At 52.7% G+C, this 26956-nt stretch carries 22 protein-coding genes; 4 read left to right on the top strand and 18 right to left on the bottom strand.

Going from position 1 to position 26956, the window contains the following annotated elements; all coding sequences use genetic code 11:
* Positions 1–3 precede the first annotated feature (3 nt).
* Positions 4–321: a hypothetical protein gene (locus ACFQ1T_RS08900; protein WP_379075788.1), complete on the top strand. Its 318-nt coding sequence runs from the start codon at positions 4–6 to the stop codon at positions 319–321.
* 48 nt (positions 322–369) lie between these two features.
* On the opposite strand, the gene ACFQ1T_RS08895 is transcribed toward ACFQ1T_RS08900, so the two are convergent.
* Positions 370–849 (bottom strand): PEP-CTERM sorting domain-containing protein, encoded by a 480-nt coding sequence (locus ACFQ1T_RS08895; protein ID WP_379075786.1) that lies wholly within the window; start codon positions 847–849, stop codon positions 370–372.
* Between the two features lie 303 nt (positions 850–1152).
* On the opposite strand from ACFQ1T_RS08895, the gene ACFQ1T_RS08890 reads away from it, so the two are divergent.
* Positions 1153–3660, top strand: a complete 2508-nt coding sequence (locus ACFQ1T_RS08890) for a methyl-accepting chemotaxis protein (protein ID WP_379075783.1) — start codon at positions 1153–1155, stop codon at positions 3658–3660.
* 126 nt (positions 3661–3786) lie between these two features.
* On the opposite strand, the gene ACFQ1T_RS08885 is transcribed toward ACFQ1T_RS08890, so the two are convergent.
* From ACFQ1T_RS08885 to hemN, 9 genes are all read right to left on the bottom strand, one after another.
* Positions 3787–5667, bottom strand: a complete 1881-nt coding sequence (locus ACFQ1T_RS08885) for a potassium transporter Kup (protein WP_194747939.1) — start codon at positions 5665–5667, stop codon at positions 3787–3789.
* Positions 5668–5773: 106 nt separating this feature from the next.
* On the bottom strand, positions 5774–6466 hold the full coding sequence (locus ACFQ1T_RS08880) for a winged helix-turn-helix domain-containing protein (RefSeq protein WP_194747940.1): 693 nt from the start codon (positions 6464–6466) through the stop codon (positions 5774–5776).
* Positions 6463–8025 (bottom strand): DUF4118 domain-containing protein, encoded by a 1563-nt coding sequence (locus tag ACFQ1T_RS08875; protein ID WP_379075779.1) that lies wholly within the window; start codon positions 8023–8025, stop codon positions 6463–6465. Before ACFQ1T_RS08875 ends, ACFQ1T_RS08880 begins: the two co-directional genes overlap by 4 nt.
* 15 nt (positions 8026–8040) lie before the next feature.
* Positions 8041–8958 carry a hypothetical protein gene (locus ACFQ1T_RS08870; RefSeq protein WP_194747944.1) on the bottom strand — a complete coding sequence of 306 codons (918 nt, stop codon included), beginning with the start codon at positions 8956–8958 and terminating at the stop codon, positions 8041–8043.
* Between the two features lie 39 nt (positions 8959–8997).
* Positions 8998–12990: an ATP-dependent RNA helicase HrpA gene (gene hrpA, locus ACFQ1T_RS08865; RefSeq protein ID WP_379076914.1), complete on the bottom strand. Its 3993-nt coding sequence runs from the start codon at positions 12988–12990 to the stop codon at positions 8998–9000.
* 963 nt (positions 12991–13953) lie between these two features.
* Positions 13954–14373 carry a hypothetical protein gene (locus ACFQ1T_RS08860; RefSeq protein ID WP_194747946.1) on the bottom strand — a complete coding sequence of 140 codons (420 nt, stop codon included), beginning with the start codon at positions 14371–14373 and terminating at the stop codon, positions 13954–13956.
* A gap of 22 nt (positions 14374–14395) precedes the next feature.
* Positions 14396–15238 (bottom strand): DNA ligase, encoded by an 843-nt coding sequence (locus ACFQ1T_RS08855; protein WP_379075776.1) that lies wholly within the window; start codon positions 15236–15238, stop codon positions 14396–14398.
* 122 nt (positions 15239–15360) lie between these two features.
* Positions 15361–16077 (bottom strand): sulfite exporter TauE/SafE family protein, encoded by a 717-nt coding sequence (locus tag ACFQ1T_RS08850; RefSeq protein ID WP_194747948.1) that lies wholly within the window; start codon positions 16075–16077, stop codon positions 15361–15363.
* Between the two features lie 9 nt (positions 16078–16086).
* Complete coding sequence (gene hemN, locus ACFQ1T_RS08845; protein WP_379076911.1) at positions 16087–17472, bottom strand: oxygen-independent coproporphyrinogen III oxidase; 1386 nt, start codon at positions 17470–17472, stop codon at positions 16087–16089.
* Between the two features lie 237 nt (positions 17473–17709).
* Between hemN and fnr the strand changes: the two genes are divergently transcribed.
* A complete protein-coding gene (fnr, locus tag ACFQ1T_RS08840; protein WP_194747950.1) occupies positions 17710–18429 on the top strand; it encodes a fumarate/nitrate reduction transcriptional regulator Fnr in 720 nt (239 codons plus the stop codon).
* A 30-nt stretch (positions 18430–18459) separates the two neighbouring features.
* Positions 18460–19314 carry a hypothetical protein gene (locus ACFQ1T_RS08835; RefSeq protein ID WP_379075772.1) on the top strand — a complete coding sequence of 285 codons (855 nt, stop codon included), beginning with the start codon at positions 18460–18462 and terminating at the stop codon, positions 19312–19314.
* Between the two features lie 78 nt (positions 19315–19392).
* Here the strand turns inward: ACFQ1T_RS08835 and ACFQ1T_RS08830 are convergent, their stop codons facing one another.
* The 8 genes from ACFQ1T_RS08830 to ACFQ1T_RS08795 form a co-directional block, all read right to left on the bottom strand.
* The gene (locus ACFQ1T_RS08830) at positions 19393–19614 is read right to left on the bottom strand and encodes a FixH family protein (RefSeq protein WP_228518788.1); all 222 of its coding nucleotides are present in this window, start codon (positions 19612–19614) and stop codon (positions 19393–19395) included.
* A 92-nt stretch (positions 19615–19706) separates the two neighbouring features.
* Complete coding sequence (ccoG, locus tag ACFQ1T_RS08825) at positions 19707–21152, bottom strand: cytochrome c oxidase accessory protein CcoG (protein WP_379075769.1); 1446 nt, start codon at positions 21150–21152, stop codon at positions 19707–19709.
* Between the two features lie 17 nt (positions 21153–21169).
* Positions 21170–22066, bottom strand: coding sequence for a cytochrome-c oxidase, cbb3-type subunit III (gene ccoP, locus ACFQ1T_RS08820; protein WP_338654506.1), 897 nt, complete (start codon positions 22064–22066; stop codon positions 21170–21172).
* 30 nt (positions 22067–22096) lie between these two features.
* The gene (locus tag ACFQ1T_RS08815) at positions 22097–22234 is read right to left on the bottom strand and encodes a cbb3-type cytochrome oxidase subunit 3 (protein ID WP_194747960.1); all 138 of its coding nucleotides are present in this window, start codon (positions 22232–22234) and stop codon (positions 22097–22099) included.
* Between the two features lie 11 nt (positions 22235–22245).
* Positions 22246–22872, bottom strand: a complete 627-nt coding sequence (gene ccoO, locus ACFQ1T_RS08810; protein WP_194747962.1) for a cytochrome-c oxidase, cbb3-type subunit II — start codon at positions 22870–22872, stop codon at positions 22246–22248.
* A 10-nt stretch (positions 22873–22882) separates the two neighbouring features.
* Positions 22883–24319 (bottom strand): cytochrome-c oxidase, cbb3-type subunit I, encoded by a 1437-nt coding sequence (ccoN, locus tag ACFQ1T_RS08805; protein ID WP_194747965.1) that lies wholly within the window; start codon positions 24317–24319, stop codon positions 22883–22885.
* A 141-nt stretch (positions 24320–24460) separates the two neighbouring features.
* Positions 24461–24598, bottom strand: coding sequence for a cbb3-type cytochrome oxidase assembly protein CcoS (gene ccoS, locus ACFQ1T_RS08800; RefSeq protein WP_194747968.1), 138 nt, complete (start codon positions 24596–24598; stop codon positions 24461–24463).
* Positions 24599–24608: 10 nt separating this feature from the next.
* On the bottom strand, positions 24609–26897 hold the full coding sequence (locus ACFQ1T_RS08795; protein ID WP_379075763.1) for a heavy metal translocating P-type ATPase: 2289 nt from the start codon (positions 26895–26897) through the stop codon (positions 24609–24611).
* Between the last annotated feature and the right edge of the window lie 59 nt (positions 26898–26956).

Raw genomic sequence — 26956 nt, 5'->3', positions numbered from 1 at the left:
AATATGAAAATTCCTGTTTTCACTTTTATTGTTTTTTTAATTCCATCGCTGTACCAAAACACGCATGCCGACGAACATGCGACAACGCCAGATTGCAATAAACTGTCGCCTAATTACAGCATGAATTATCTGGATGAAAACACCGATGGCATGATTTCTTTGCAGGAGTATTTGCAAGGCGACCCGACGCATCAGAAAAAAATGTTTGAGCATATGGATGTCAATCATGATGGTGTGCTGGATGTTGCGGAGCAAAAAGAAATCGAGCAGGTGTATCAGCTCATGCATGAGAAGCGTGCAGCGAGCAGCCACAAAACCTGAGCCAATAAAAAAGCCCCATCACTGGGGCTTTTTTTTACATGCGGCTGATTAAGCCTTTTTAAAACGGCGGGCGACAATCGCGCCCAAACCCACGAGCATCAAAGCCATGCTTTCTGGCTCTGGCACTGGGGTGACAACTGAGGAAAATGGCGTCAAGTTAGCATTGAAGCTATAGTTACCACCACCATTGATGTTGAATCTCAGGCTGTAAGTACCTGAGGCCAGGTTGCTAAAATTGAATCTATAGACATCACCGCTGGCAGCAGTAAAATCTGCCAGGCCTTTAATCAGCGTATTGTTTTTGTAAAGACCAAACACAAAGTCCTGGTTACCATTTTTCTGCAGGGCACCGTCTAGGTCGAGTGAGCCCAGCAGATTAAAAGCGGTATTCTGTGGAGCAAAGTCAATGATTTCAGTTTTACCCGAAGCTGCTCCTGGCTCATCGTAGCCATTTGTGATTGTAATCGTAGCTGCATTTGCATTTAAAGCTGCAAACATGACCCCTGCACAAGTCAGTTTCCAAAACATATTTATATCCCCAATTTGTTTATATAGTTACTACGATAACAATTATACTTTAAAGTAACATTTAAGCCTAATCCCCTGATCAGACTAAGCACAGGCTTGGTTGCGATTCATACATCGACGATAGTCCATCTCAAGCATTCTTCCTGCCAGCGGATCAGCGTCTATAGCGTGTTTGTTTGATCTATTGAATACAGACACTAACCCGTCTCATATCCCAGCATGCCTTTACACCTGATTAGTCTCTAATCCTATTGGTATCGCGATAATAATTACAAGATAAATTTATATCAATGAGGGTGAAAAATGGACTGGAATATTTTTAAAAAGCTTAGCAAACAACCTTCTCAGGAAACACTGCTCAGGCAGCTGGATCAAGAAGGACAACTGCGCGCGATTGATAAAGTCATGGGCGTGATTGAGTTTGACCTGGAGGGAAACATCCTTGCGGTCAACGACAACTTTGCGGCGGTGACGGGTTATAGCAGGCAGGAGCTGGTCGGCCAGCACCATCGGCTGCTGGTGGATGCCGCGTATCAGGCAAGCCCGGAATATCAGGCACTCTGGCAAAAGCTTGTGCGCGGCGAGCCAGATCAAGGCCTATATTTGCGCAAGGGCAAAGACGGCAAACAAATCTGGCTGCAGGCCAGTTATAACCCGATTCTCGATAAACAGGGCAAACCATTCAAGGTTGTTAAATACGCCACTGATATCTCGGCAGAAAAACGCAAGAACGCTGACTTTGCAGGCCAGATTTCTGCGATCGACAAGGTGATGGGAGTGATTGAATTTGACCTTGACGGGAGAATCATTGCCGTGAATGACAACTTTGCCGCAGCCACTGGCTATAGCAAGCAGGAAATCATCGGCAATCACCACAGCATGTTTGTTGAAACCGCTTATAAAAACAGTGCGGAATATAAACAGTTTTGGGACAAACTGGCCAAGGGTGAGGCCGATAACGCGCAATACAAACGCATCGGCAAAGGCGGCCGAGAGGTTTGGCTACAAGCCAGTTACAACCCCATTTTTGATGCGACAGGCAAACCGTTCAAAGTCGTCAAATATGCCACCGACATCACCGCTGAAAAAAGAAAAAATGCGCAGTTTGAAGGACAAATTGCGGCCATCAACAAGGTGATGGGCGTGATTGAATTTGACCTCAAAGGGAATATCACACATGTAAACCCCATTTTTGCCGCAGTCACCGGTTACAGCGCGCAGGAAATCATCGGCAATCACCACAGTATGTTTGTCGAACCGGCTTATAAAAACAGTCAGGAATATAAACAGTTCTGGGAAAAACTGGCGCGCGGCGAAGCCATGAGCGGCCAATGCAAGCGCTTGGGCAAAGGCGGCAAAGAGATCTGGTTGCAAGCCAACTACAACCCGATTCTGGATGCCGCTGGTAAGCCGGTGAAGGTGATTAAATACGCCACCGACATCACGGCAGAAATCGTTAAAAATGCAGACTCTGCCGGACAAATTGCGGCCATTAGCAAAGTGATGGGGGTGATTGAATTTGATTTAAAAGGCACGATCACCCATGTCAATGACAACTTTGCAGCCGTCACTGGCTACCGCCCGCAGGAAATCATCGGCAACCACCACAGTATGTTTGTGGAGTCAGCTTATAAAAATAGTCACGAATATAAACAGTTCTGGCAAAAACTGGCACGTGGTGAACCTGATAACGGCCAATATCTGCGTGTAGGCAAAGGGGGTAAGCAGGTCTGGCTACAAGCGAGTTATAACCCGATATTGGATATGGAAGGCAAACCCTTGAAGGTGGTGAAATACGCGACTGACATCACCGACAAAATGCTAGAAGCACAAGCCATGAAACAGGCGGTCGATGAAACCGGAGAGGTGGTGGCATTAGCTAAAGCGGGTGACTTGACCAAGCGCATCAAGACAGATGACAAACAAGGAGAGATCAGGGAATTGTGCCTGGGGGTCAACAGTATTGTCGACACCATGGCTGAGATCCTCGCTGCCATCAAAATTGCCGGAGAGACCATCAAGACCGCCGCCAGCGAGATTTCTGTGGGTAATAATGATTTGTCTCAACGTACAGAAGAGCAAGCCAGCTCGCTGGAAGAAACCGCGGCCAGTATGGAACAGATTGCCTCTACGGTAAAACAGAATGCTGAAAATGCCAAACAGGCTAACAGCATGAGCGCGCAAGCCAGCGAAATTGCTGCACGCGGTGGCGAGGTATTTGGCAAGGTGGTCATCACCATGTCCGAAATTACCGAGAGCTCGTCACGGATTGAGGAAATTATTTCAGTGATTGATGGCATTGCTTTTCAGACCAATATTCTGGCCTTGAATGCAGCCGTGGAAGCCGCCCGTGCGGGGGAGCAAGGCCGTGGCTTTGCCGTCGTCGCCAGTGAGGTGCGTAACCTGGCCCAACGCTCAGCCAGTGCGGCCAAAGAGATTAAACAACTGATTGTAGATTCTTCTGAAAAAGTCTCGAGCGGCTCTCAGTATGTCAATCAGGCAGGCAGTACGATGGACGAGATGATAGGCGCGATACGTCAAATTTCGGACTTAATCACTGAAATCACTTCTGCTTCGCGTGAGCAAAGCATAGGCATCGAACAGGTGAATACTGCAGTGACGCAACTGGACGAAGTCACGCAACAAAATGCCGCCCTGGTCGAAGAAGCGGCCGCGGCGGCCATGTCACTGGTAGACCAGGCCGAGCAATTAAACGAGAAAGTCAGTCACTACAAATTGAATCACAGTGGCAATACTGCCGGACAACAAAACCAGTTCACGCTACAAAACACGCAAAAAAGACGGGCGTAGCGGCTCATATCAGTGCCACTACCCGTCATGAAACGGATGCCCGGAGCGTATGGGCATCCTTTTTAGGCATAAACGGCTGGCTTCCCCTTGATGCCCTGTTCTGGCTGGCGATCAAGGGGGCTCACCCTACAATTGCACGCGGCTACCCAGCTCAATCACGCTATTGGCCGGGATATTGAAAAACTCGACCGCACTGCTGGCATTGCGCGACATCACCGAGAATAACTGGTCACGCCAGCGTGGCATGGCACCACCTACATCCGGCACGATAATCTCGCGGCTCAAGAAATAAGAATTGGTGAACGGATCCAGCGTCTTGCCATCCAGCGCCACCGAGCGCAAGGCTTGCGGAATATCAGGATGTTGCATAAAGCCATACCGTAACTGGATTTGCCAGAAGCCTTCTGCCAGCCGCGTCACCCTCACACGCTCTTCTGCGCTCATAAACGGCACCTCCTCAAACGTGACATTTACAAACAGGTTATGCTGATGCAGCACCTGGTTATGCTTGAGGTTGTGTAACAGCGCTTGCGGCACAGTCTCAAGATTGGAGACCATGTAAACGGCCGTGCGCTGGACGCGGGGCAGCGTACAGTGTGCCAGTGACTCGATAAAAGGCAGCAATTTGGGGTCAGACTGCGCAATGCCGTTGAGCAGGCTAAAACGGCCTTTTTTCCAGGTGGTCATGAACAGGATCAACACCACACTGAGCGCAACCGGAAACCAGCCACCTTGCATAAACTTCATGGAGGCAGAACTGAGCAAAATACCATCTACGCTCGCCAATACGGCCGTCAACAAGCCTGCCAGCCACAGCGGAAACTGCCAGCGCTTGCACATAACGATAAACATCAGGATGGTGGTAATCAGCATGGTGCCCGTCACGGCAATGCCATAGGCCGAGGCCAGTGCCGATGAGCTTTGGAAAGCCAGACAGACAATGATGACGGCGATCAGCAGCGCCCAGTTGACGGAGGGCATGTAGATTTGGCCGGACTCGCTGGCTGAAGTGTGAATAATGCGCATACGAGGCAAAAACCCTAATTGAATCGCCTGACGTGTCATGGAGAAAGCGCCAGAAATCACTGCTTGCGAGGCAATAATGGTGGCCAGAGTGGCCAAAATCACGGCGGGAATCAGCAAGGGCTCGGGAAACGACAGGTAAAACGGATTGTTGACGGCTTCAGGATGATGCAGCAGCAAGGCGCCCTGGCCCAGATAATTTAAAATCAGGCACGGAAATACCAAGCCCAGCCAGGCCAACTGAATGGCCGGACGGCCAAAGTGACCCATGTCTGCATACAAGGCCTCGGCCCCGGTCACGGCCAGCAAGATGGCGCCAATCGCGATAAACACACCAGCCCCGCGTGATTGCAGAAACTGCCAGGCATACTGCGGATGAATGGCCTGCAATACTTCTGGCGCCTGGCTAATTTGCCAGACACCGATACAGGCCAGCGCCAGAAACCAGCTAATGACCACCGGGCCAAAAAAACGCCCGACGGCATGCGTGCCATGGCGCTGAACCCAGAACAAGCCGATCAGGATGCCGATTGAGATCGGCAGCACCTGCGCAGCCAGGGTGGGCGACGCCACTTGCAGGCCTTCTACGGCAGACAGCACCGAAATGGCCGGCGTCAGGACACTGTCGCCATAAAACAGCGCCGCCCCGAGGACGCCGAGTAATAACAGCACAGTGCTACGCTTGTCTTGTGGACGCAAGCTGGAGACCGCCAGCGACAGCAAGGCCATGACGCCGCCCTCGCCTTTGTTATGAGCCCGCAGCACGAGCAGGACGTATTTAAACGTCACCACAAACATGAGTAACCAGAAAATAGACGAAATCGCGCCAAGGATATTGGGCTGGTTGAGCGGCACACCGGTGCTCTCGCTAAAAATGACCTGTACGGTATAGAGCGGACTGGTTCCGATATCGCCATAGACGACACCGATCGCCCCTAAGGCCAAGGCGGCCAGACTGCTTTTTTTGGTGGAAAACGTTTCCATCACATCCCCTTATGGTTGATTGATGGCGCAAGTGTGCAATCAGGCGTATATCAATCGCATATACATGATGCAATGTTTACAACGCCTATGGTCATGGCGACAATGATTAAGCCAGCCGGTAGCCGATCCCCAGCTCAGTTAAGACGACTTTAGGCTCAGCGGGCTGATCTTCGAGCTTGGCGCGTAAACGGCCGATGTGAATACGCAGGTATTGCGTATCGTTGAGATATTCTGGCCCCCACACCGCTTGCAGCAATTGAGCATGGGTAAAAATGCTGCCAGGTTTACTGGCCAGTTGCATGAGCAAGGCGTGCTCGATGGGCGTCAGGTGCAAGGGCGCACCAGCCTTGGTCACAATTCCGGTGGCACGGTTAACGCTGATACCGGCGTACTGATACACATGGTCGCGCATTTGCATCATGGCAGAACGCCTAAGGGCCGCCTGTAATCTGGCCAGCAATTCCTGCAAGCCAAATGGCTTCATCAAATAGTCATCTGCGCCCAGATTAAGACATTGCACTTTGTCTGCCTCATCCTGCCGTGCGGACAGCACCAGTATCGGCACATCGGAATAACTGCGCAGATGCGGAATCAGTTGTTCGCCCTGCCCGTCTGGCAAGCCAAGGTCGAGTATCACCATGGCAAAGCCGCTGGCCTGCCTGGCCTGAGCCAGGTCACGTGCATGCTGCACGTGATAGCCATGCGCAGACAGCGCGGGCAGCAGAAACTGGTAAACACCCGGATCATCTTCGACCAGCAACAGATGTGGGTGCGTAGAATGATCGACTGGTTGGCTCATCCGGCTTCCCCTGCACTCAAGCTGGTAGCGGGCACAAATGGAAACAACATACGCACACAGGTACGCCGGGCGACTGCCGTTTTATCTAACGGGCCTGCATTTAATGGGGGCTGATCTGACTGCTGCGTCAGTTGCAATTGCCCTTGATGCAACTGCATGATGGTATTGACGATACTCAGGCCAAGGCCAAAGCCACGGCTACCACTGCCCGCAGGACGGCGCGAGTGAAACGAGGCAATCTCAAAATCTGGTGCAAAGCCGGGACCTTCGTTGATCACCGACAGTACCAGCCAATCCGCTTCCCTTGCCAGCTGCAATGCCACGGGCGTCTCAGTGCTGCGCCATTGCAAGGCGTTATCCACCAGATTAGAGAGCGCATGCGCCACCAGCACCGCATCCATATGCACCAGCCATTCTTCGCCCTCTGCAACAGCGGCAAACGCCAGTGATACGGGGGGCGTGCGCTGCAAGTAGCGGTGCATCACATGTTGTACCACCTCTTGCAACGATTGCCATTCGCGATGCAAGGCGCGCTCGCCCGCTTCCAGCTTGACCAGAGTCAGGATATTTTCTGTGGCCTGGCTTAAATAACCGGCTTCTGCCAGGATGCTTTGCAGTAACTGTGTGGACTGTGCGGGTGCCAGCGTAATCTGCTGGTCAGCCAGCACATTGGCCGCGCCTAAAATTGCCGTCAGTGGCGTACGCATATCATGCGACAAGGCGGTCAGCAGCGATTTTTTGAACTGGGCCTCAGTGGTCTCGCGGGCGGCGTCTGCCAGGGCAATCTGCTGCCTGAGCTTGAGCGTGGCGTCAGCACATTGTTGTACCAACCGCTGTAAAAAATGCAGGTCTGGCGCGTGACCGACAGGCACAGCCACCACCAGCACTTCGTGCTGCGGGAAACCAAACGGTAGTAAACATTGGCCCAGCGCTGGCCAATCCTGAGTGCCTGCGCCGATGGCACGCTGGTAATCGAGTGCCCATTGCACACTGGAAGGCTGTACAAGCAGCGTGGACTCACCGGCCAGTCGCTGCAATTGCATGTCGGGCGCCAATTGCACCACACAAACCTGCCAGCCCAATCCCTGTTGCACATGCTGGCAAGCGGCCTGCAATAACGCTGCAACGCTCAAGTGGCTGGATAACACTTCGGCCAGTGATTGAAAAAAACGGGATTGTTGTGCGGCCAATTGTGCCTGTTGCCTTTGCCGCTTGAGCTGTTGCATGGCTCGGCTCACCGTCAATGCCAGCACGGCAAACACTATGAGCATCACCCACGATTGCAGGCTAGCCACGCGCAAGGTGTACAGCGGTTCAATAAAACAGTAATTGATCAGCAGGACAGCGGCAATCGCCGTCAGCATGGCGGTGGCAAAGTGCAGGAAATAGGCCGCCCACAACACCCATAGCATATACAGCAAGGTGAGCAGCGTGACACCCAGGCTGGCAAAATGCCAGACACCCACCCAGGTGGTGAGGGCCATGCCCGACCACAGTACTAGCTGATATTGCCAGTCTGGCCGATGCGACGTTGTGGGGTTAACAAAGCCGTCTGCCATCTGCTGCTCCGGGCGCTAGCGGCCGTAAATATCCTGATTTTTATAATTGGGCCCAAAGAACTCTTTCATCAAAAAGTCTTCGAGACCCGCGCTGTCAGCAGGCCGCGCTGAAAGCGTGACAGTACGGCCCAGGCGGTTGGATATCCAGTCAAAATCACCGTTATAGTGCTCACGGATGATACTGATCATTCGTCTGACCATCACCAGGCGGATATCTTCACCACTGCGCGCTTCCACCTCGTAGTACTGCGTATTGGCCGAGGTGTAATCATTGACCCAGCCCTTGAAGCTGAAGGTTGCATTCAAGGGATCCATGCGGCGGATCTGGAACAAGCCGTTGGTACCGAACTTGAGATTGTTCATGATGTTTTTGGTGCGGCGCTCATCCTCGGAAGGACCACGCTCGGCCGCTGCAGCAGCATCATTGGCCTGTTTGGCCGAGATCTCATCCGCATAACGGTCGGTCTGCTTGCGCTTGATAAAACTTGAAAAGTCTTCCACCGGCGGTGGCGGCAAGTTTGGCGTAGGCTCTGGCCTGGGTTGCGGCTTGGGCTCGGGCAATTTAAAGGCGCTATCCGGCCGCTGTGACTGAATAATCTTTTTAGGCAGCTTGAGCTCAGATTTGGGCGGTGGCTTCGGTTTGGGTTCAGGCCGCGGTTGCGGAGTGGGCGGAATCTCAGGCGGCGGCGACACCACTTTGGGTTTGGTCGGCGCCGGCACGCCCAAGTCGAGCACAATATTCAGCGGCGCTTGCGCGGGCTCCTCAAGCGGCTTGAGCAAATCGAGTAAAAAGCCCCAGAACAGGATGGCGTGTATCAGCAGCGACACCAAAATCGCCCACATCAGGCGTGCCGGGATGCGCAACACGCGCTCGCGTTGCTTGGGCTTTAGCCAGTTAGGCGTACTAAATGGTTCAAAGGGAGAAGGCTGCATGAACAGGGTTGGTCACAGGTTAGCAGTGGTCACGCGATACTATTGCATTTCTTGCCAGAGTTTTTCAAGACGTTTGATTGAGACAGGATAAGGCGTCCTTAATTCCTGCGCAAATAATGATACACGCAACTCCTGTAATTGCCACGCAAAGTCTTGTAACTGGTTGGTTACAGGCAGATGCGCCTTGCGCAATTGCTCAATTTTTTGCTGCCAGCGCTGCTCCAGTTGTACCAGCGCCTGCGTATGGCGGCCATCACGCTCTATGCTGGTCGGATATTTGTCTATGCGCAGCTTGATCGCCTTGAGATAACGCGGCAGATGCGGCAATTGCTCCCACGGGGTCCGGCTAAAAAAACCGTGATACAACAAACCCTGTAATTGTTGCTCGCAGTCGCGTTTGATTTTCTGCGTCACCGGCGTCATTTTCTGTAACTGGGCAACCAGCACCTGATACTCATTGGCAATCAGTTGCGCCTGCCGGGTCAGCGCCTCGGTCACCGCTGGCAAGCGGGTCCGCGCCCGTGTTTTCAGTTGCATAAACTCGGCATTGCTGCGCGGCAAGTCGTCCTCGGCAATAAAGGCGCGGTCAGCAATACATTGCAGCATGTCTTCACGCAACTGGTCAGGATTCATGATGGCGCGCAACAGCAAGGCATACTGGTTAAAGCCTGGCAGGCCTTTTTCCAGTTGTTTGACCTGCTCCTTGAGCTCAAAACGCATCAGGCGGCAGACGCCTTTACGGTGAGCGGCCAAGGCGGCTTCTGGCGTATCAAACAGCTTGATGGCCACGCTGTCACCATTGTCTTCGAGGCCCGGATAGCCGGTCAGTTGGCGGCCATCTTTGCTAAAGGTAAGGGTGGCTGGCAAGTCGCCAAAATCCCACTGCTTGAGCCCGGATTTTTCAATGCCGGGCGAGCCGGTTCTAAACGTCAGTTGCGCGGCCGAGCCCAGTTGTTTTTTGAGCTGATTCCAGTCGCGGCCCATGCCTAGCTCACGGCCTTTTTCGTCGACCACGCTAAAGTTCATGCGGTGATGTGGTTCCAGGCCCGCCAGGTCAAACTCTTCCGGCTTGAGCTTAAGCCCGGTTTTTTGCTGGATAAACTCAGCCAGAGCGGGCAATAATGGCTGCGCAGTCTGCTTGGATTCGAGGAAGCCGGTCACGAACTCCGGCACCGGGACACAGACGCGGCGCAGGGTTTTGGGCAAGGCTTTAATCAGTGCCGTCACCTTGTCACGTACCATGCCCGGCACCAGCCATTCAGTGACGGTGGCATCAAGCTGATTGAGCAAGGCCAGCGGTATCGTCGCCGTCACCCCATCCAGCACATGCCCGGGTTCAAAGCGGTATTTAAGTGGCACGACTTCGCCGTCTACCACCATGGTCTCGGGAAACTGTATCTCGGTAATGGCACTGGCGCCATGGCGCATCAGCGATTCGCGCGTCAGGTACAACACCTTGGGATTGGCTTTTTCAGCGTCCTGCCGCCACTTTTCAAACGCAGCGCCATTATAGACACGGTAAGGGTCTGCAATCGACGGCACCACCTGGTCATAAAATACAAACAACTGGTGTTCGTCGACCAGCACGTCCTGACGTCTGGCTTTATGTTCCAGCGCCTCCACTTCGGCGATCAGGCGACGGTTAGCTTCAAAAAACGGGGCCCGCGTGTCAAACTCCATATTGGCCAGGGCTTCACGGATAAAAATTTCACGCGCTTCGGTCGGCGCAATCGGCCCATAATGTACGCGGCGTTTGGGCACAATGGTCAGCCCGTACAAGCTCACGCGCTCCCAAGCCACCACTTGCGCGGTTTTGCGGTCCCAGCGCGGGTCGCTGTAATGGCTTTGTGTAATGCCACGGCCGCCGCCTTCATGCGCAATTGGTTCTATCCAGTCCGGGTCAATTTTTGCAACGCAACGGGCATACAGCTTGGTGGTGTCGACTAACTCGGCGGCCATCACCCACTTGGGGCGGTTTTTCTTGAGCACCGAGCCCGGTGCAACGGTAAAGCGGATCCCGCGCGCGCCGGCATAGGTCTCGCTATCGCCATCTTTAAAGCCGATATTGCCAAGCAAGCCGGACAGTAACGCACGATGGATTTGCGCATAATTCGCTTCTTGCTGATTGGGCTTGATATCAAGCTCATCCACCATTTCCAGCAACTGCGCATGCAGCTCACGCCATTCCTTCAGGCGCAAAAAGGAGAGAAAGTTCTGATGGCACTGATTGAGCAAATCACGGTTGGACTTTTTGCTTTTGAGCGCCTGCTCATACCAGTCCCATAGCTTGAGATAACTCATAAAATCAGAATCATCCGCCTTGAATTTGGCATGCGCATTGTCGGCGGCCTCGCGTTTATCCATGGGCCGCTCACGCGGATCCTGGATGCTGAGTACGCTGGCAATAATCAGAATCTCACGCACACAGCCTTCTTTTTTTGCGGTCAGAATCATGCGCGCCACACGCGGATCCAGCGGCAAGCGCGCCATCTGCCGACCCAGCTCGGTAATCTCCCGACGCTCGGTCACCGCCCCCAGCTCCTGCAGCAACTGATAGCCATCGCTGATCAGGCGTGAAGAAGGCGCCTCAATAAACGGGAATTCACCGACATCCCCCAGCCGTAAATCCGCCATGCGCAAAATTACACTGGCCAGCGAGCTACGCAGAATCTCGGGATCGGTAAACGCCGGACGCTGGTTAAAATCATCCTCGCCGTACAAGCGCACGCAAATGCCGTTAGACACACGCCCGCAGCGCCCTGCCCGCTGCTTGGCCGCCGCTTGCGAAATTTTTTCAATCTGCAATTGCTCGACCTTGGCGCGTGGGCTATAGCGGTTGACTCGGGCCAGTCCGGTATCAATCACATACTTGATACCAGGCACGGTTAGCGAGGTTTCCGCCACGTTGGTCGCCAGCACAATGCGGCGCTGGCCGCTGGGCCGGAAAATCTTTTGCTGGTCCTCTATGCTCAAGCGCGCGAATAGCGGCAAAATCTCAATCGACTTCAGCTTGGGCGAGCGGCCCTGGTATTTACGCAGATGCTCGGCGGTATCACGGATTTCACGCTCACCCGGCAAAAACACCAGAATATCGCCATCCCCCAGACGCAACAAATCCTCGGCGGTATCGAGGATGGCATCTTCCATGACTTCCTCTTCGTCATCCTCTTCCAGCCAGCGCGTCTCGGTACGCGGCGGCTTGCGCTTGATGCCCATCAGGTCCTGCGCAAAACGGTCTATGTCATCCAGCCCGTCATCAATCGGCACTTCCACGGCCACCATGGTGGTTTTGTTGCCCAGCGGCCGGTAACGGATTTCCACCGGATAAGTCCGGCCAGACACTTCAATCACTGGCGCGCCATCAAAGTGGTTCGAGAAGCGGTCTGCATCAATCGTCGCCGAGGTGACGATGATTTTCAAATCTGGCCGCTTGGGGAGTAACTGTTTGAGATAGCCCAACAGAAAATCAATATTCAGGCTGCGCTCGTGCGCCTCGTCGATAATGATGGTGTCATAGCCGTTAAGGAATTTATCGCTCTGCGTCTCCGCCAGCAAAATCCCGTCCGTCATCAACTTGACGTAACTGCGCTCGGACAACTTGTCGTTAAAGCGCACCTTGTAACCGACCACCTCACCGAGCGGACTTTGCAGCTCCTGCGCAATGCGCGACGCCACCGAGCGCGCAGCAATCCGGCGTGGCTGGGTATGGCCAATCAAGCCACTCACCCCGCGACCGAGCTCGAGGCAGATTTTGGGTAATTGTGTGGTCTTACCCGAACCGGTTTCACCACAAACGATCACCACCTGATGCTTGGCAATCGCCGCCGCAATCTCATCCTTTTTGCCACTCACTGGCAACTCTGGCGGGTAATCAGGCCGGGGTAACGCCGCCTGACGTGCCTGCAAACGCTGCTGGGAAGCCTGCACCTTGTGTGCAAGTTCCACCAGCGCTTTATCCACGGGTTTATTTTGTTTTAAAGCATCACGTAGCTGCTGCAAACGACGCTTGAGCGGAAAGCGATCAGCCAGCATGCACTGGGGGAGTTGTTTTTCGAGTTGGCTGATGAGTTGGATGGGAGAGACGGCAGTCATAGGGAGGTGATTTTATCATGGCATGCGAATTGGCATGCAGCCTAGCTGCTTACATATAACTTAAGTTTCTCTAGTTTAATGTATGTTTTTTCGCCTTAATGGCGAGTTACTTTTTTTGCTTGCCCCAAAAAAGTAACCAAAAAGAGGGCACCCAGCCATCCCGGCCTTCGGCTGCCTTGCGTTGTTGGCTACGGCCGCTACGCTTAACATCGCTACGCGAGTTAGCCTACGCCGTAACAGACTGCTTAGCAGTCTTAGTTATCAACAAAGTAAGCGGTCACGAAACTCGCCCTAGCAGCTTGCACACACCGCAAGCTGCCGCGGAGCTCAGACAGTCGCTCCCTTATTTCTTACTTTGTCTCCGCTACTCAGCGTGATGAATGGGATTTGACTCGCCAAACTCACATAGTAGAAATTTGGAGGGTACAAAAACAAAATTCTTTTTATTCAATGCACAATCGATGGTGCTCATGGGTTTTCGGGCCCCTATCTGCCGCGCCGAGTAGCGCAGGCAAAATAAGATGGAGCGAGCGGCTGTCCGAATCCCGCGGTGGCCTGCGTTTTGTGCAGGCCGCTAGGATGAGTTCTGCGAGCGCTTATGCCTAAGTCCGGCAAAGCAACGGACGATAGTCCTAAACCGAGCAACGCAGGAAACAAGCGGAAGTTGGGGTGCACTTTCTTTTGGTTACTTTATCTTTGTGCAAGCAAAGAAAAGTAACTCGCCTACAGGCGAAACAGAACATCACATACAACACACACCAATCCGCGTGGGCATTCATGCCCACCCTACAACTTCTACTTTTCACCTAAGATTGAACGGGATGCAGGGCAAAGAAATTAACTCGCCGACAGAGGAAAATGACCTATCCAACATTCATAAACCTCTAATTAAAATTCTAAAAATTACTTCCTCACACACTCCTCCACTCCCGTATTGCCACCTTTAAACCCAGGCTCAAAATAAAACTTCCTAAAACTCAACTGCCCCTTGGCATTTTTCTTAAACTCGGCAATCCCGGTTCCATAATCATGCGTCTTGCCGCCATATTCGCCATTTTCCATCGGCAAGGCAAAATGCATCGCCGCATGCATGCCGTGCACGGCAGCGTGGCCTTTATAGGTGCCATAGTCCGGCACAGCCAGTTCAAAATCATAGCTGGCATCCGCGCCTTTACTATGTTCCGGGCGCAATTTCATGGTAACTGTGCCGGTGTATTTGCCTTCATGTGCATCGTCACCGGTACAGCTGTAAACACCGCTTAAATCCATCGCATAGGCGTTGATTGCAACAAAAACGCCGACCAATCCAAGCATCCATTTCATTGTGTGATCCTTTCTGTGTCAATTATTCCGGTGGCCGTACCCGTACAAAGCGCGCAAATTTGGGTTTGCCGTTTTTGGTGAGGTCGCGGTAGGAATAGGTCACCTGGCTGCCGATCGGCGGCGGGTTTGCGCGATCGCTATCTTTAAAGCCGGTGCCAAGTTTAAAACGTATCCCTTGCGCGGTTTCTACCAGTAACGCGCCCATTTTACCTTGGTATTTACCTTTGCCGGGCACGTAGGCAATGACTTTGGCTTCGGCATCCAGCTGTGGCTTGAGTTTGAGTAGCACATGGCTACGGCCGGTCAGATAAGGTGCATCGGCTTGATGCAACATGAGGCCCTCGCCTTTGCGGGCCACCACCCAGTCCAGCGTGCGTTTGAGGGCAGCGGCATCTGCCACGCGAAACTGTTTGATGGCTTTGAGATACGGGCTCTGCTGACGCTTGACCAGTTGCTCGATGTGCTGGGCACGTTGAGTGAAAGTGCCTGGGGCCATTGGCAGTTCAAACACATAATAGGCCACATGCCGCCACTCTGCTTCATCAGGCTGGGCGCGGCGCACGGTGGCAGAGAGTCGTTCAAATTGTGCGCGGGCGATCCACAGTTCACCATCCAGGGGCTGTTGGGGGAATTTTTGCACAAACCAGGCCGGCGCGTGGATGGGATGGCCCTGTCGACTGATCAGTTGTTTGCCATCCCACACGGCGCGTATGCCGTCTAGCTTTTCGCTGACCAAGTAGTCGTTGACAGCGATGCCTTCGTGGTAGACCTGTGCCAGCAGGATTTCTGGTACCTGCGCATAGGCTGGCATGCCAGGCTGACTGATCAGCCACAGTAAAAAACAGATGCGCATCCATATCATCATCACCGCCCCAATTGTTAATTTAATTTAACAACCGTAAGTTAGCGGAATTTAACTAGGTAGGCAATACACGGATGGCGAAAACGAGCATCCTGGAGGCTGCTGGTGCAAACAATCAGACACGGCTATAACAACTGGCACCACAGTTTGTCGTGATGCATGACGTCCATCCACAGCGCCACCAGGCTGAGGGCGACCAGCAAGCCGCCACTCAGGCGCATGCCTGCCGCTTCACTGAACCAGCGCGGCAGGCTTTGCTGGCCCGCGCGCCAGAAAAAGGGGGCCAAGGCGAGGATGGTGGCGGAACCGGTCGCGAAGGCAATCATGACCAGTGCGCCTTGCAGCCATTGCGACTGGAGGGAGGCCAGCATTACCGCCGAGTACAGCAAGCCGCAAGGTAGCAAGGCCCAGACGATGCCGGTCACAAAATAGCCCGACCTGGCATGCGCGGTATGTTGCTTGATCCATGCCCAGACCAATTGGGCCCGCTGCACCGCCCATTGTGGCTGTCGGCCGAGGATAAGCAGCAACACGCCCCAGGCGAAGATCAGCGTATGCGAGAACGTCCACAATGGTTGAAACAGATGGCTCTGATTGGATAACCAGGCCAAACCGCGCAAGGTTTCGGCAGCAATCGCGCCGAGCAAGCCATAGCCGAGCATACGGCCCAGGTAAAAACTCCATGGGATGGTCTGTACGACACGCAGAGGGATGGAACGCGGGGGACTAGAAAGATTCGGCGGCGTTTGCATGGCGCCGCAAGCAGCGCCACACATCAGCACACAGTGCGGGCCGCCTGCCAGCCCCATGACAAAAGCAGTCAAGAGTAAACTGGCTAACATGCCAGCAGTTTAAAGGATTTTGGAAAACCTTGCACGGTTGGCATCGTGCTGCAAATAACGGTCAAACACCATGGCAATGGCGCGCACAAAATACCAGCCCATTTCGGTGACTTTGAGGCCATCGTCTTCGAGTACGACCAGGCCTTGTTTCTCTTTCTCGGCCAATTGCGCAATTTCTGCCTGAAAATATTGCTTGAAATTGACCATGTAAGACAACTCAATGGATTCGTAACTCAGTTCACCATGGCACATGACCGCCATGATCACGGCACGGCGGATCAGGTCATCGCGGCTTAATGCCAGCCCTCGCACAATCGGTAACTGGCCTTGGTCAAGAAAGTCGTAATACTCTTCGAGGGTTTTGGCATTCTGGCTGTAAGTAGCACCGATCTTGCCAATCGCGGAGACACCCAAAGCCAGAATATCCTGATCAGCCATGGTGCTATAGCCCTGAAAGTTGCGGTGTAACCTGCCCTGTTGTTTGGCAATCGCCAGCGGGTCATCAGGCAAAGCAAAATGATCCATGCCGATAAAGACATAGCCTGCCAGCATCAGCTGCTGAATCGCTTCTGACAGCATTTGGATTTTATCTACGGCATGTGGCAAGTCCGCTTGCAAAATCCGGCGTTGCGGCTTGAAACGTGACGGCAAGTGCGCGTAGCCATATAACGCGATACGGTCTGGCCGCAATTGAATGATCTGGGCGATGGTCTGGCGGAAGGTCGCCGGGGTTTGCTTGGGCAAGCCGTAAATCAAGTCGGTATTGATAGAGGCAAACTCCAGGTCGCGCGCATGTTGCATCAGGCTTTCAACTTGCGCATAAGACTGCACCCGGTGCACGGCCTGCTGTACCTCGGCATCAAAGTCTTGCACGCCAAAACTCAGGCGGTTAAAGCCCAGCTCGCGCAAGTGTTGCAAGCGTTGCTGATTGACGGTACGTGGATCAATTTCAATCGAGTATTCACCGTCTTTGGCAAAGGCAAACGCCTGCTTGAACATCTGCATGAGTTGGGTCAACTCGGCATCATTGAGAAACGTCGGCGTGCCCCCGCCCAGATGCAACTGGTTGACGGTTTGCTTTTTGGCAAACTTGTCCAAGTGCAAATCAAGCTCGCGTTGCAGGTAGTTGAGGTAAACCGCGCCTTGCTCATAGCGCTTGGTGACTATCTTGTTGCATGCACAATAAAAACACAGCGAGGCACAAAACGGGATATGCACATACAACGAGAGCGGCTGCGTCCAGTTGCTGATATTGCGCTGCTCGGCCGCCTTGAGATAAGCAGCGGCGTCAAACGCCTCAACAAAGCGGTCTGCTGTCGGATAAGAGGTATAACGAGGCCCGGAGACATCATAGCGCTCAATATGCTCTTGAGTAATCAGCAACGGGGAGTTCATGGTTTCTGGCAAATTCTTTCCTATCAGTATCCCGAAACTGGACTTTACGGGTTCATCTGGCGCTACTGTGCCATAAACCAATGCAGGGCTTTTTGACACACGTCAAATGCAGCTTGCGTCGCCTGCTGCATAATGCGCCTAAATACAAAAGGAAGAGGTCACACCATGTTCAATGAAATCGCAACCGAAGAGGCGTATAATTTGCCGCATGTTCAACGTCAGTCAAGGACGCCCTCCATGCAAGCAGAATCCAGTTTCAAGGTTGCCTGCTCCAATTGTAACTTGCGTGAACTGTGCCTGCCGGTAGGCTTGAGCACAGATGAAATGACTAAACTGGATGGCATGGTTGCCACCCGCAAAAAAATCAAGCAAGGCGGTCACTTGTATAGCAGTGGCGATGCTTTCACCACGCTTTATGCGATCCGCACTGGGTTTTTCAAGACCTGCGTCGTCTCGGAAGATGGCCGTGAACAAGTCACCGGCTTTCAGATGGCCGGTGAAATCATGGGCTTGGATGGCATTGTCAGTGACAAACACAACTGCAACGCCATTGCCCTCGAAGACGCCGAAGTCTGTGTCATGCCCTTCAATCATGTCGAAGACCTGTCGCGTGAGATTCCTGTCTTGCAACGCCATGTGCACAAAATCATGAGCCGCGAGATCGTGCGCGAAAACGGCGTCATGATGTTGTTGGCCAATATGCGCGCCGAAGAACGCCTGGCGGCGTTTCTGCTCAACTTGCTGCAACGCCTGCATGCACGCGGCTACTCCAAAAGCGAATTGATTTTACGCATGACGCGTGAAGAAATCGGCAGCTACCTGGGCATGAAACTGGAAACAGTCAGCCGTACTTTCTCCAAATTTAGTGATGAAGGCATTATTGAGGTCAAGCAAAAGAATATCCGTATTCTGGACCACGAAAAGCTTAAAACCATCTTCAACGCCAGCACCTGCTAGGCGGCAGCTGACTGTTGTAAGCACTGAGGGATGCCACTGCCTTCGTCTCTATTTGAGGCCTTACAGCGCATGGCCGCGCAACAAGCCTGGCAATATGTTTATCCCGTGTGGTCCCGCCGTGCGCAGGGCCTTTCCATCGGCATCAACCTGCACCCGAATCAATGCTGTAACTGGCATTGCATTTATTGCCAGGTGCCGGGGCTGCATCGCGGCCCCTCCCCTGTCATTGACTTGGACCACCTGCAAGAAGAATTAAGCGCCTGCTTGCACTGGCTAAGACAGCACTTACACGCAGCAAAGCGTATATTTTCGGAAGATGTGCAGGATATCGCTTTTGCCGGAGATGGCGAACCGACCACCTCGCCGCAATTTCCTGAAGCCTTGGCACTGGTTGAGCGATTGTTGAGCCAGACATCACCAACAGACCGTCCGGCACGGGTCAGGCTCATTACCAATGGCAGCCAAATGCATCTGACCACGACACAGCAAGCCTTAAAGGTACTGCAACAGATGGGGGGAGAAGTCTGGTTTAAGCTGGACGCAGGCAACGATCCGGAAATGCTGGCAGTGAATGATGCGCGTTTGCCACTTAGCCTGCATCTGCAACGGCTGCAGGCTTGCAGCATGGCTTGCCGGACCTGGGTGCAAACCGCTGTGATGCAGCGACGTATCGCGGACCAACTGGTCACCACCCCCGCATTGGCCGGCTATGTGCAGGCGTTGCTACCTCTTAAAGAGAACATTGAAGGCATTTTGTTGTATGGCATCGCCAGACCTAGCCAGCAAGACACGCTGGCCAGCATTCAAGCACCAGACATCCGGCTATTACAGCAGTATGCTCAGGCTTTGCGCACGCAAGGTTTCAACGTGCGCCTATTTGCCTAAACGCTGATCCCCTACCCGCAATGCTCGCGCCTGAATCAGGGATTAGTGCTCGTCAGCGCTGAGAGATAGGCAGACAGTTTACTGTTCAGCAGGTTTCAGACCGGTCTGCGCATGGTTACGCGCCTGGATGGCGGGCGCCATGGCATCTGTCTGGCCGTCTTGCGCTTGCGCATCCAGCGTTTTGTTGATTTCTATGCCCTTGCGGTAGTAATCATCAATCGCTGGATCAGGATGCGTAATCGCCAGATACAAGGTGATGAAAGAAGCCACAATCACGGCAGAAGGGCCGCCTATAATCATCCAGACATAAGGGTTGTGATACCATTTTTTCTGGTCAACCGCTTTAGCGGCCGGTTTCTGCTGTGCTTGGTGTTGTGACAATCTTTGCTCCATTAGTTGCTCGGCACAATAAAGACCGACTTTTCTTTGACCGCTTCGCTGGTTTGTAAATCCGTCATTTCGAAAAAGATTTTATGCGAACCAGCTCTGGTGACCCCATCAGGCAACTCCAGCTCAATCACCACATTGCGTGTCTCAAACGGCCGCAAGCCTTTGAAGTCCTGGCTATTCTCGTCAGCAAAATGCACCGCCAAGCCTTCGAGCCCCGTGACCTTCAATGCGTAGTCATGCACGGCTTCGGTATCATTTTCAAGCTTGAGGTTATACACGTTCTCAATCATGCCTTCATCAGTGTAGCGAGACATGACTGCACGATCACGTAACACATCCAGCCTGAAATCAGGCTTGAAGTAGAGACTGACTACCATACCGATGGTGAGCGCCAATAAAATCGTTGTATAAATAATCACGCGTGGGCGTAGCAAACGTTGCAGCATTTGCTGACGGCTCCAACGGTTGGTGATGCCGTTCTGCGTGGAGTATTTGATCAAGCCCTTGGCATAGCCCATTTTGTCCATCACATCGTCGCATGCATCAATACAGGCACCGCAACCAATACACTCGTACTGCAAGCCTTTACGGATATCAATTCCGGTCGGACACACTTGCACACAAATACTGCAATCAATACAACTGCCCAGGCCATTGGCATTCTCGCCAGCTTTTTTAGAGCGTGCACCACGCGGTTCACCGCGTGCCTCGTCATAGGTCACAATCATGGTGTCATCATCAAACATGGCACTCTGAAAGCGGGCATAAGGGCACATATATTTGCAGACTTGCTCACGCATATAGCCTGCATTGCCATAGGTGGCAAAGCCGTAAAAACAAATCCAGAACGTTTCCCAGCCACCCAATTGCCAGTTCACAATATTGGGCACCAGCTCGCGAATGGAGGAGAAGTAACCGACAAACGTCACGCCTGTCCACAAGCCAAAGGCGATCCAGGCAAACTGCTTGAGCGATTTGCGCGTGAGCTTGTTCAGATTCCATTTGCTATCATCGAGGCGCATACGTGCGATACGATCGCCTTCGATTTTATTTTCCATCCACATGTAAATCTCGGTATACACCGTTTGCGGACAGGTGTAGCCACACCACAAGCGACCGGCAATGGCCGTAAACAGAAACAGCGACAGCGCAGACACAATCAGCAAAAACGACAGATAGATCAAGTCCTGCGGATGAAAAATCAGGCCGAAGATATAAAAGCGTTTGGCATCAAGGTCAAACAGCATGGCCTGACGACCATCCCATTGTAACCAGGGTACGCCATAAAAAAACAGTTGCGTAGCCCACACCATGACCCAGCGCCAGTTGTTGAACATACCGGAGACGCTACGGGCATAGATCTTATCTGCGGATTTATAAAGTGACAAAACCACCTCCTGTTCAGGGATGGTGGTTTTGTTCACAGCGTTTTGTTTAATATCGCTCATGGGTTATCTGCATTCGCCTATTTGTTGGAAAGACCCCAAACATAAGCAGTCAGCAGATGAATTTGCTCTGGGCTGAATTTTTCTTTCCAGGCTGGCATCACGTTGTTTTTACCTTCATGAATACGCTTGATAATCGCGGCTTCACCTTGACCATGCAACCAGATGTTGTCTGTCAGGTTAGGTGCACCAATCGCCTGATTGCCCTTACCTTCTGGGCCATGGCAAGCAGCACACACCACAAATTTGTCTTTACCGGCATTGGCACGACCAGAGTCATGAATACTGCCAGACAAGCTCAATACGTAGTTGGCGACGTTTTTCACATCTTCTTCAGAACCAACAGCAGCAGCCATGGGAGGCATGATGCCATTACGACCATTGTTGATAGTCAGCTTGATCGTATCAGGTGAACCACCATACAACCAGTCATTGTCGGTCAGGTTAGGAAAGCCACGGCTCCCTTTGGCGTCAGAACCATGACAAGCAGCACAGTTGTTCAAGAAAATACGCTTACCGATGTCGCGGGCTTCAGGAATCTTGGCCACTTCTTCTACCGGCATGGCTGCATATTTGGCATACAGCGGGGCGATCTTGGCATTGTTCTTTGCCACTTCAGCTTCGTACTGCTTGACTTCCGACCAGCCGAACTTGCCATTGTAAGTCCCCAGGCCAGGAAACAGGTACAGATAGGTCAGGCCAAAAATTACGGTAATGATAAACAACCCTACCCACCACATTGGCAGCGGATTGTTCATCTCCTTGATGCCATCCCATTCGTGACCATTGGTGTTATCGCTATCCAAAGGCACTTTGACGCGGCTTGCGAAAATCAGCAAACCGACACAGAAAGCAATCCCGCCCAAGGTAATGGTCGAAATCCAGATCGGCCAAAAACCATTTACAAAATCATTCATGATGTTTTCCTTAACCTTTCCGCGCAGTGTTTAGTCTTGGTCGAACGGCAGATTTTGCGCGTCCTTGAATTGCGCGGAGTTGCGATTGCGCCATGCCCAAATCAAAATTGCCACAAACAGGACGAAACTCAGTACTGTAAAAAATATGCGTAGTATGTTGATATCCATGGCGCGTCTCCTTATTTCAGGTGTGTACCCAACACTTGCAGGTAAGCCACCAGTGCGTCCTGCTCGGTTTTGCCTTTGATTTCATCCCCTGCAGCCTTGATCTGCGCGTCGGTGTAAGGCACGCCAACTTTACGCAGCGCAGCCATATGGTCACCAATGGTTTTGTCGTCAACCAGGTTTTCTTCCAACCATGGATAGGCTGGCATGATGGACTCAGGCACGACATCACGTGGGTTGTGCAGGTGCACACGGTGCCAGTCATCACTGTACTTGCCCCCTACACGGTGCAAGTCAGGACCCGTACGCTTACTGCCCCACTGGAACGGGTGATCATAAACATACTCACCAGCAACCGAGTAGTGGCCATAACGCAGCGTTTCAGCGTGGAAAGGACGAATCATCTGTGAGTGGCAGTTGTAGCAACCTTCACGCAGATAAATGTCACGGCCAGCCAGTTGCAACGCGTTGTAAGGCTCCAGACCACGGATAGGCTCGGTGGTTGACTTCTGGAAGAACAAAGGCACGATTTCGACCAGACCACCAAACGAGATCGTGATGAAGGTCAGCACGATCAGCAGGAAGTTGCTGGTTTCAATCTTTTCGTGAAAATTGCCACTATTGTTTTGATGCGTAGCCATAGTGAATTCCTTAAGCGTGAGCAACCACAGCTGGCACTTCTACAGTGACTGCTTTGCCGTTAGTTGCTGTTTTATATGTATTCCACAACATGATGATCAAACCGCTCATGTACAGGAAACCACCCAATGCACGTGTGAAGTAGTATGGGAACTTGGCTTTCACACTTTCAACGAAGGTGTACGCCAATGTGCCGTCAGCGTTCATGGCACGCCACATCAAGCCTTCCATCACGCCGGAAATCCACAACGCAGCGATATACAACACCACGCCGATGGTTGCCATCCAGAAGTGCACTTCAATCGCTTTCACGCTGTACATTTGTTTTTGACCAAACAAACGTGGAATCAGGAAGTACAGGGAACCGATAGACACGAAACCAACCCAGCCCAGCGCACCAGAGTGCACGTGACCCACGGTCCAGTCAGTGTAGTGAGACAAGGCGTTCACAGTCTTGATCGCCATCATCGGACCTTCAAAGGTACTCATACCGTAGAAAGACAATGAAACGATCAGGAAGCGCAAGATAGGGTCTGTGCGCAGTTTGTGCCATGCGCCAGACAAGGTCATGATACCGTTGATCATGCCACCCCAGCTTGGTGCAAACAGGATCAGAGACAACACCATACCCAAGGACTGTGTCCAGTCAGGCAAAGCGGTGTAATGCAGGTGGTGAGGACCCGCCCACATGTAAGTGAAGATCAGTGCCCAGAAGTGAACGATAGACAAGCTGTAAGAGTAGACAGGACGCTCAGCTTGTTTAGGCACAAAGTAGTACATCATGCCCAGGAAGCCCGCAGTCAGGAAGAAACCTACCGCGTTGTGACCATACCACCACTGCACCATCGCATCCTGTACCCCGGCGTAAGCAGAGTAGGACTTCATGAAACCAGCAGGAATCGCAGCACTTTCAACGATGTGCAACAAAGCCACCGCCAGAATAAATGCACCGTAGAACCAGTTAGCTACATAGATATGCTTTACTTTACGGATACCGATAGTACCGAAGAAGTTGACTGCATAAGCAATCCATACCAAGGCAATCAGGATATCGATTGGCCACTCCAGCTCGCCGTACTCCTTACCCTGGGTATAACCCAAAGGCAGAGAAATGGCAGCAGCCACGATAACAGCCTGCCAGCCCCAGAAGGTGAAGCTGGACAACTTGTCGCTGAACAAACGTGTCTGACAGGTACGCTGAACAACATAGTACGAGGTAGCAAATAAAGCACAGCCACCAAACGCGAAAATCACTGCATTGGTATGCAGTGGTCTCAAACGGCCAAAAGAGGTAAACGGCAGGCCCAGGTTCAGCTCTGGCCACACCAGCTGGGACGCAATAATCACGCCCATCAGTGTACCCACAACACCCCAAACCACTGCCATGATTGCGAACTGGCGGACTACACTATCGTTGTAGGTCGCAGCCTTCACGGTTGCATTTTGCATGGATTTCTCCCAATGATTAAAACAAACACCCAACACTAAAAAAACTTCTAGTTGTTCACCCTGATATTCTCAGAGATGTCACAAATTTGATTTGACTCACATCAATACTGCTTAAGAATCCCCGTTCCTGCTTGAGAATTCCTAATCCTGCTCGAGAATTCTGGACCCCTCTTCCTCAAGGTCTTCAAATTGCCCGGTTTGAATGGCCCACCACAAGCCACCCAAAATCACAAACACCAGCAACACTGCCAGTGGGATCAGTAAGTATGCAATTTCCATTGAGCGATGCCTAACCTTTCTGCCAGGCCGACTTATCCCAGTCGGTCAATCGCAATGCATTTAACAGTACCAGCAACGAACTGGCCGCCATCCCCAACCCGGCTAACCAGGCAGGCAACAGCCCCATAATCGCCAAAGGCACCCCGGCCGCGTTATACAACGCCGCCCACAACAAATTCTGTTTTACGATGAGGATGGTTTTTTTGCAGTGTGAAATGAGCGAAACCAGCACGCCGATATCATTGCCCAACACTACCATATCGGCCTGTGCCTGCGTCAAAGGGACGCCGGAACCCATTGCAATAGAAGTATGCGCTGCTGCAATGACAGGGCCGTCATTCAAACCATCACCTACCATCAACACTTTCCGCCCCTGTTGTTGCAGCTGCTTGACATGCTGCAGCTTATCTTCTGCTTTTTGTAACCCTGCTGCTCGCTGGATACCCAGTTGTGATGCAAGGTTTTTAACGGCCGCTATTCTATCACCAGATAACAGTTGAATATCAAGCCCGGATGCAATTAATTGTGAAACAGCCGCCTTGGCGTGTGGCTTCACTTGCTCAGACAACGCCAATGTTGCCAACATTTGGCCATTGCTAGCCAGATAGACCACTCGCAACGCCTCGTGTTCCGGCTTGACCGTGATCCCGCAAAATTCAGCATTGCCCAATTTTAATGGCATGGAATCACCAGACTGTGTGATCAAGGTCGCAGACATGCCACCCCCCACAATTTCTTGCCAGTCCTGCATCTCCAGCTGGTCACTCGCGTCTTGCCGGGTAGCAAATCCATGCAAGGCCTGCGCCACCGGATGCAGGGAATCACGGCTCATGCTGGCAATCACATCCAGCAGCCACTGATGATCTTGCCCGGCGGCCATTTCGACCGCGCTGACCTCTTGCAAGCTCTCGGTCAGGGTTCCGGTTTTATCAAATACAATGGTGTCAATTTCGCTGAGGGCCTGAATCGCCTGCAGACGGCGGATCAGCACCCCGCCTTTGGCAAAGGTACCCGCACTGGCCAGCATGGCGGCAGGCGTTGCCAGCGACAAGGCACAAGGGCAAGTCACCACCAGCACCGCCACTGCTGACATAATCGCTTTGGCCGGATCGGTGGTCCACCAGAAAACCAGGGCATACAGCGCGGCCAGCAGCACGCCCCACAAGAAGGGTTGCGCCACTTTATCAGCCAGCAAGGCGATGCCAGGTTTCTCGGTTGAAGCAGAGGCCATCAGGTTCACCAGCGCATGATACTGCGTACCCTCACCCACTTGCTCCACCTGCATTTCAATCGCCGAAGTCAGGTTACCCGAACCGGCAATCACAGTCGCGCCGGCAGGTTTCAACACCGGGTCCGACTCACCTGTCAGCATGGATTCATCGGCACTGGTATTGCCGACCAGCACCTTGCCGTCGGCGGCAAACACTTCGCCAGGGCGCACATATAGCACATCACCTAAATTGATATTGCTGGCGGCGATTTGCACCCACTCGCCTGCTTCATTCTTCTTGAGAACCGCATGTGGCAAGCGACGCATCATGTTTTCCAGCGCGCCTGCCGTGCGGTTGCGCAGCTTCACATCCAGCCAGCGGCCAACCAGCAAAAAGCTGACAAACATGGTCAGAGAATCGTAATAGACCACATCGCCCCACCAGCCACCCGGCACAAACGTGGCCAGCGTACTCATGATAAAGGCAGCCAGTATGCCCAGTGACACCGGCACATCCATGCCTAACTGGCGTTGTTTGAGACTGTTCCAGGCCTGGGAGAGAAACGGCGTCGCAGAAAACAGCATCACGGGCAGTGTCAGCACCCATGACGCCCACTTCATCAACTGCACCATATCAGGGGCCATGTCATTACTGCCGGTCCAATAAGTCGGATAGGCATACATCATGACCTGCATCATGCAGAAGACGGCGACCACCAGGCGCCACAGCATCTTGCGCTGCTGCACAGTTCTGTCGCTGATGGCGTTGTATTCGTTAAGCGGAAGCGCTGGGTAGCCAATCTCGTTAAGACCGGCAAACCATTGCGAGGGGGAGGTTTGATGCGCATCCCATACCACACGGACGCGCTTGGAAGCGGCACTGGCATGCACAGCCAGCACACCACGCATTTGTTTCAATGCCTGCTCAATGCGACCACTGCAGGCGGCACAATGCATGCTATCAACCCAGACATGCGAGGTCCACACCTCGTTGGCAGAAGCATCACGCTGACTAAACCGCTCCCACTCGGACTGGACATCCAGCCCCTGCCAGGGATTTGCACTGCTCACTGCTAAAGGGGTTGCCATTGGGTGATGGAGCATCCGTGAAACAATCTATAACTTTATATTATATGATTGAATATAAT

Origin of the sequence: Methylophilus glucosoxydans, from assembly GCF_042676145.1 — a bacterium.
Lineage (GTDB): Bacteria > Pseudomonadota > Gammaproteobacteria > Burkholderiales > Methylophilaceae > Methylophilus > Methylophilus glucosoxydans.
This window is presented reverse-complemented; position numbering and strand designations above follow the sequence as displayed.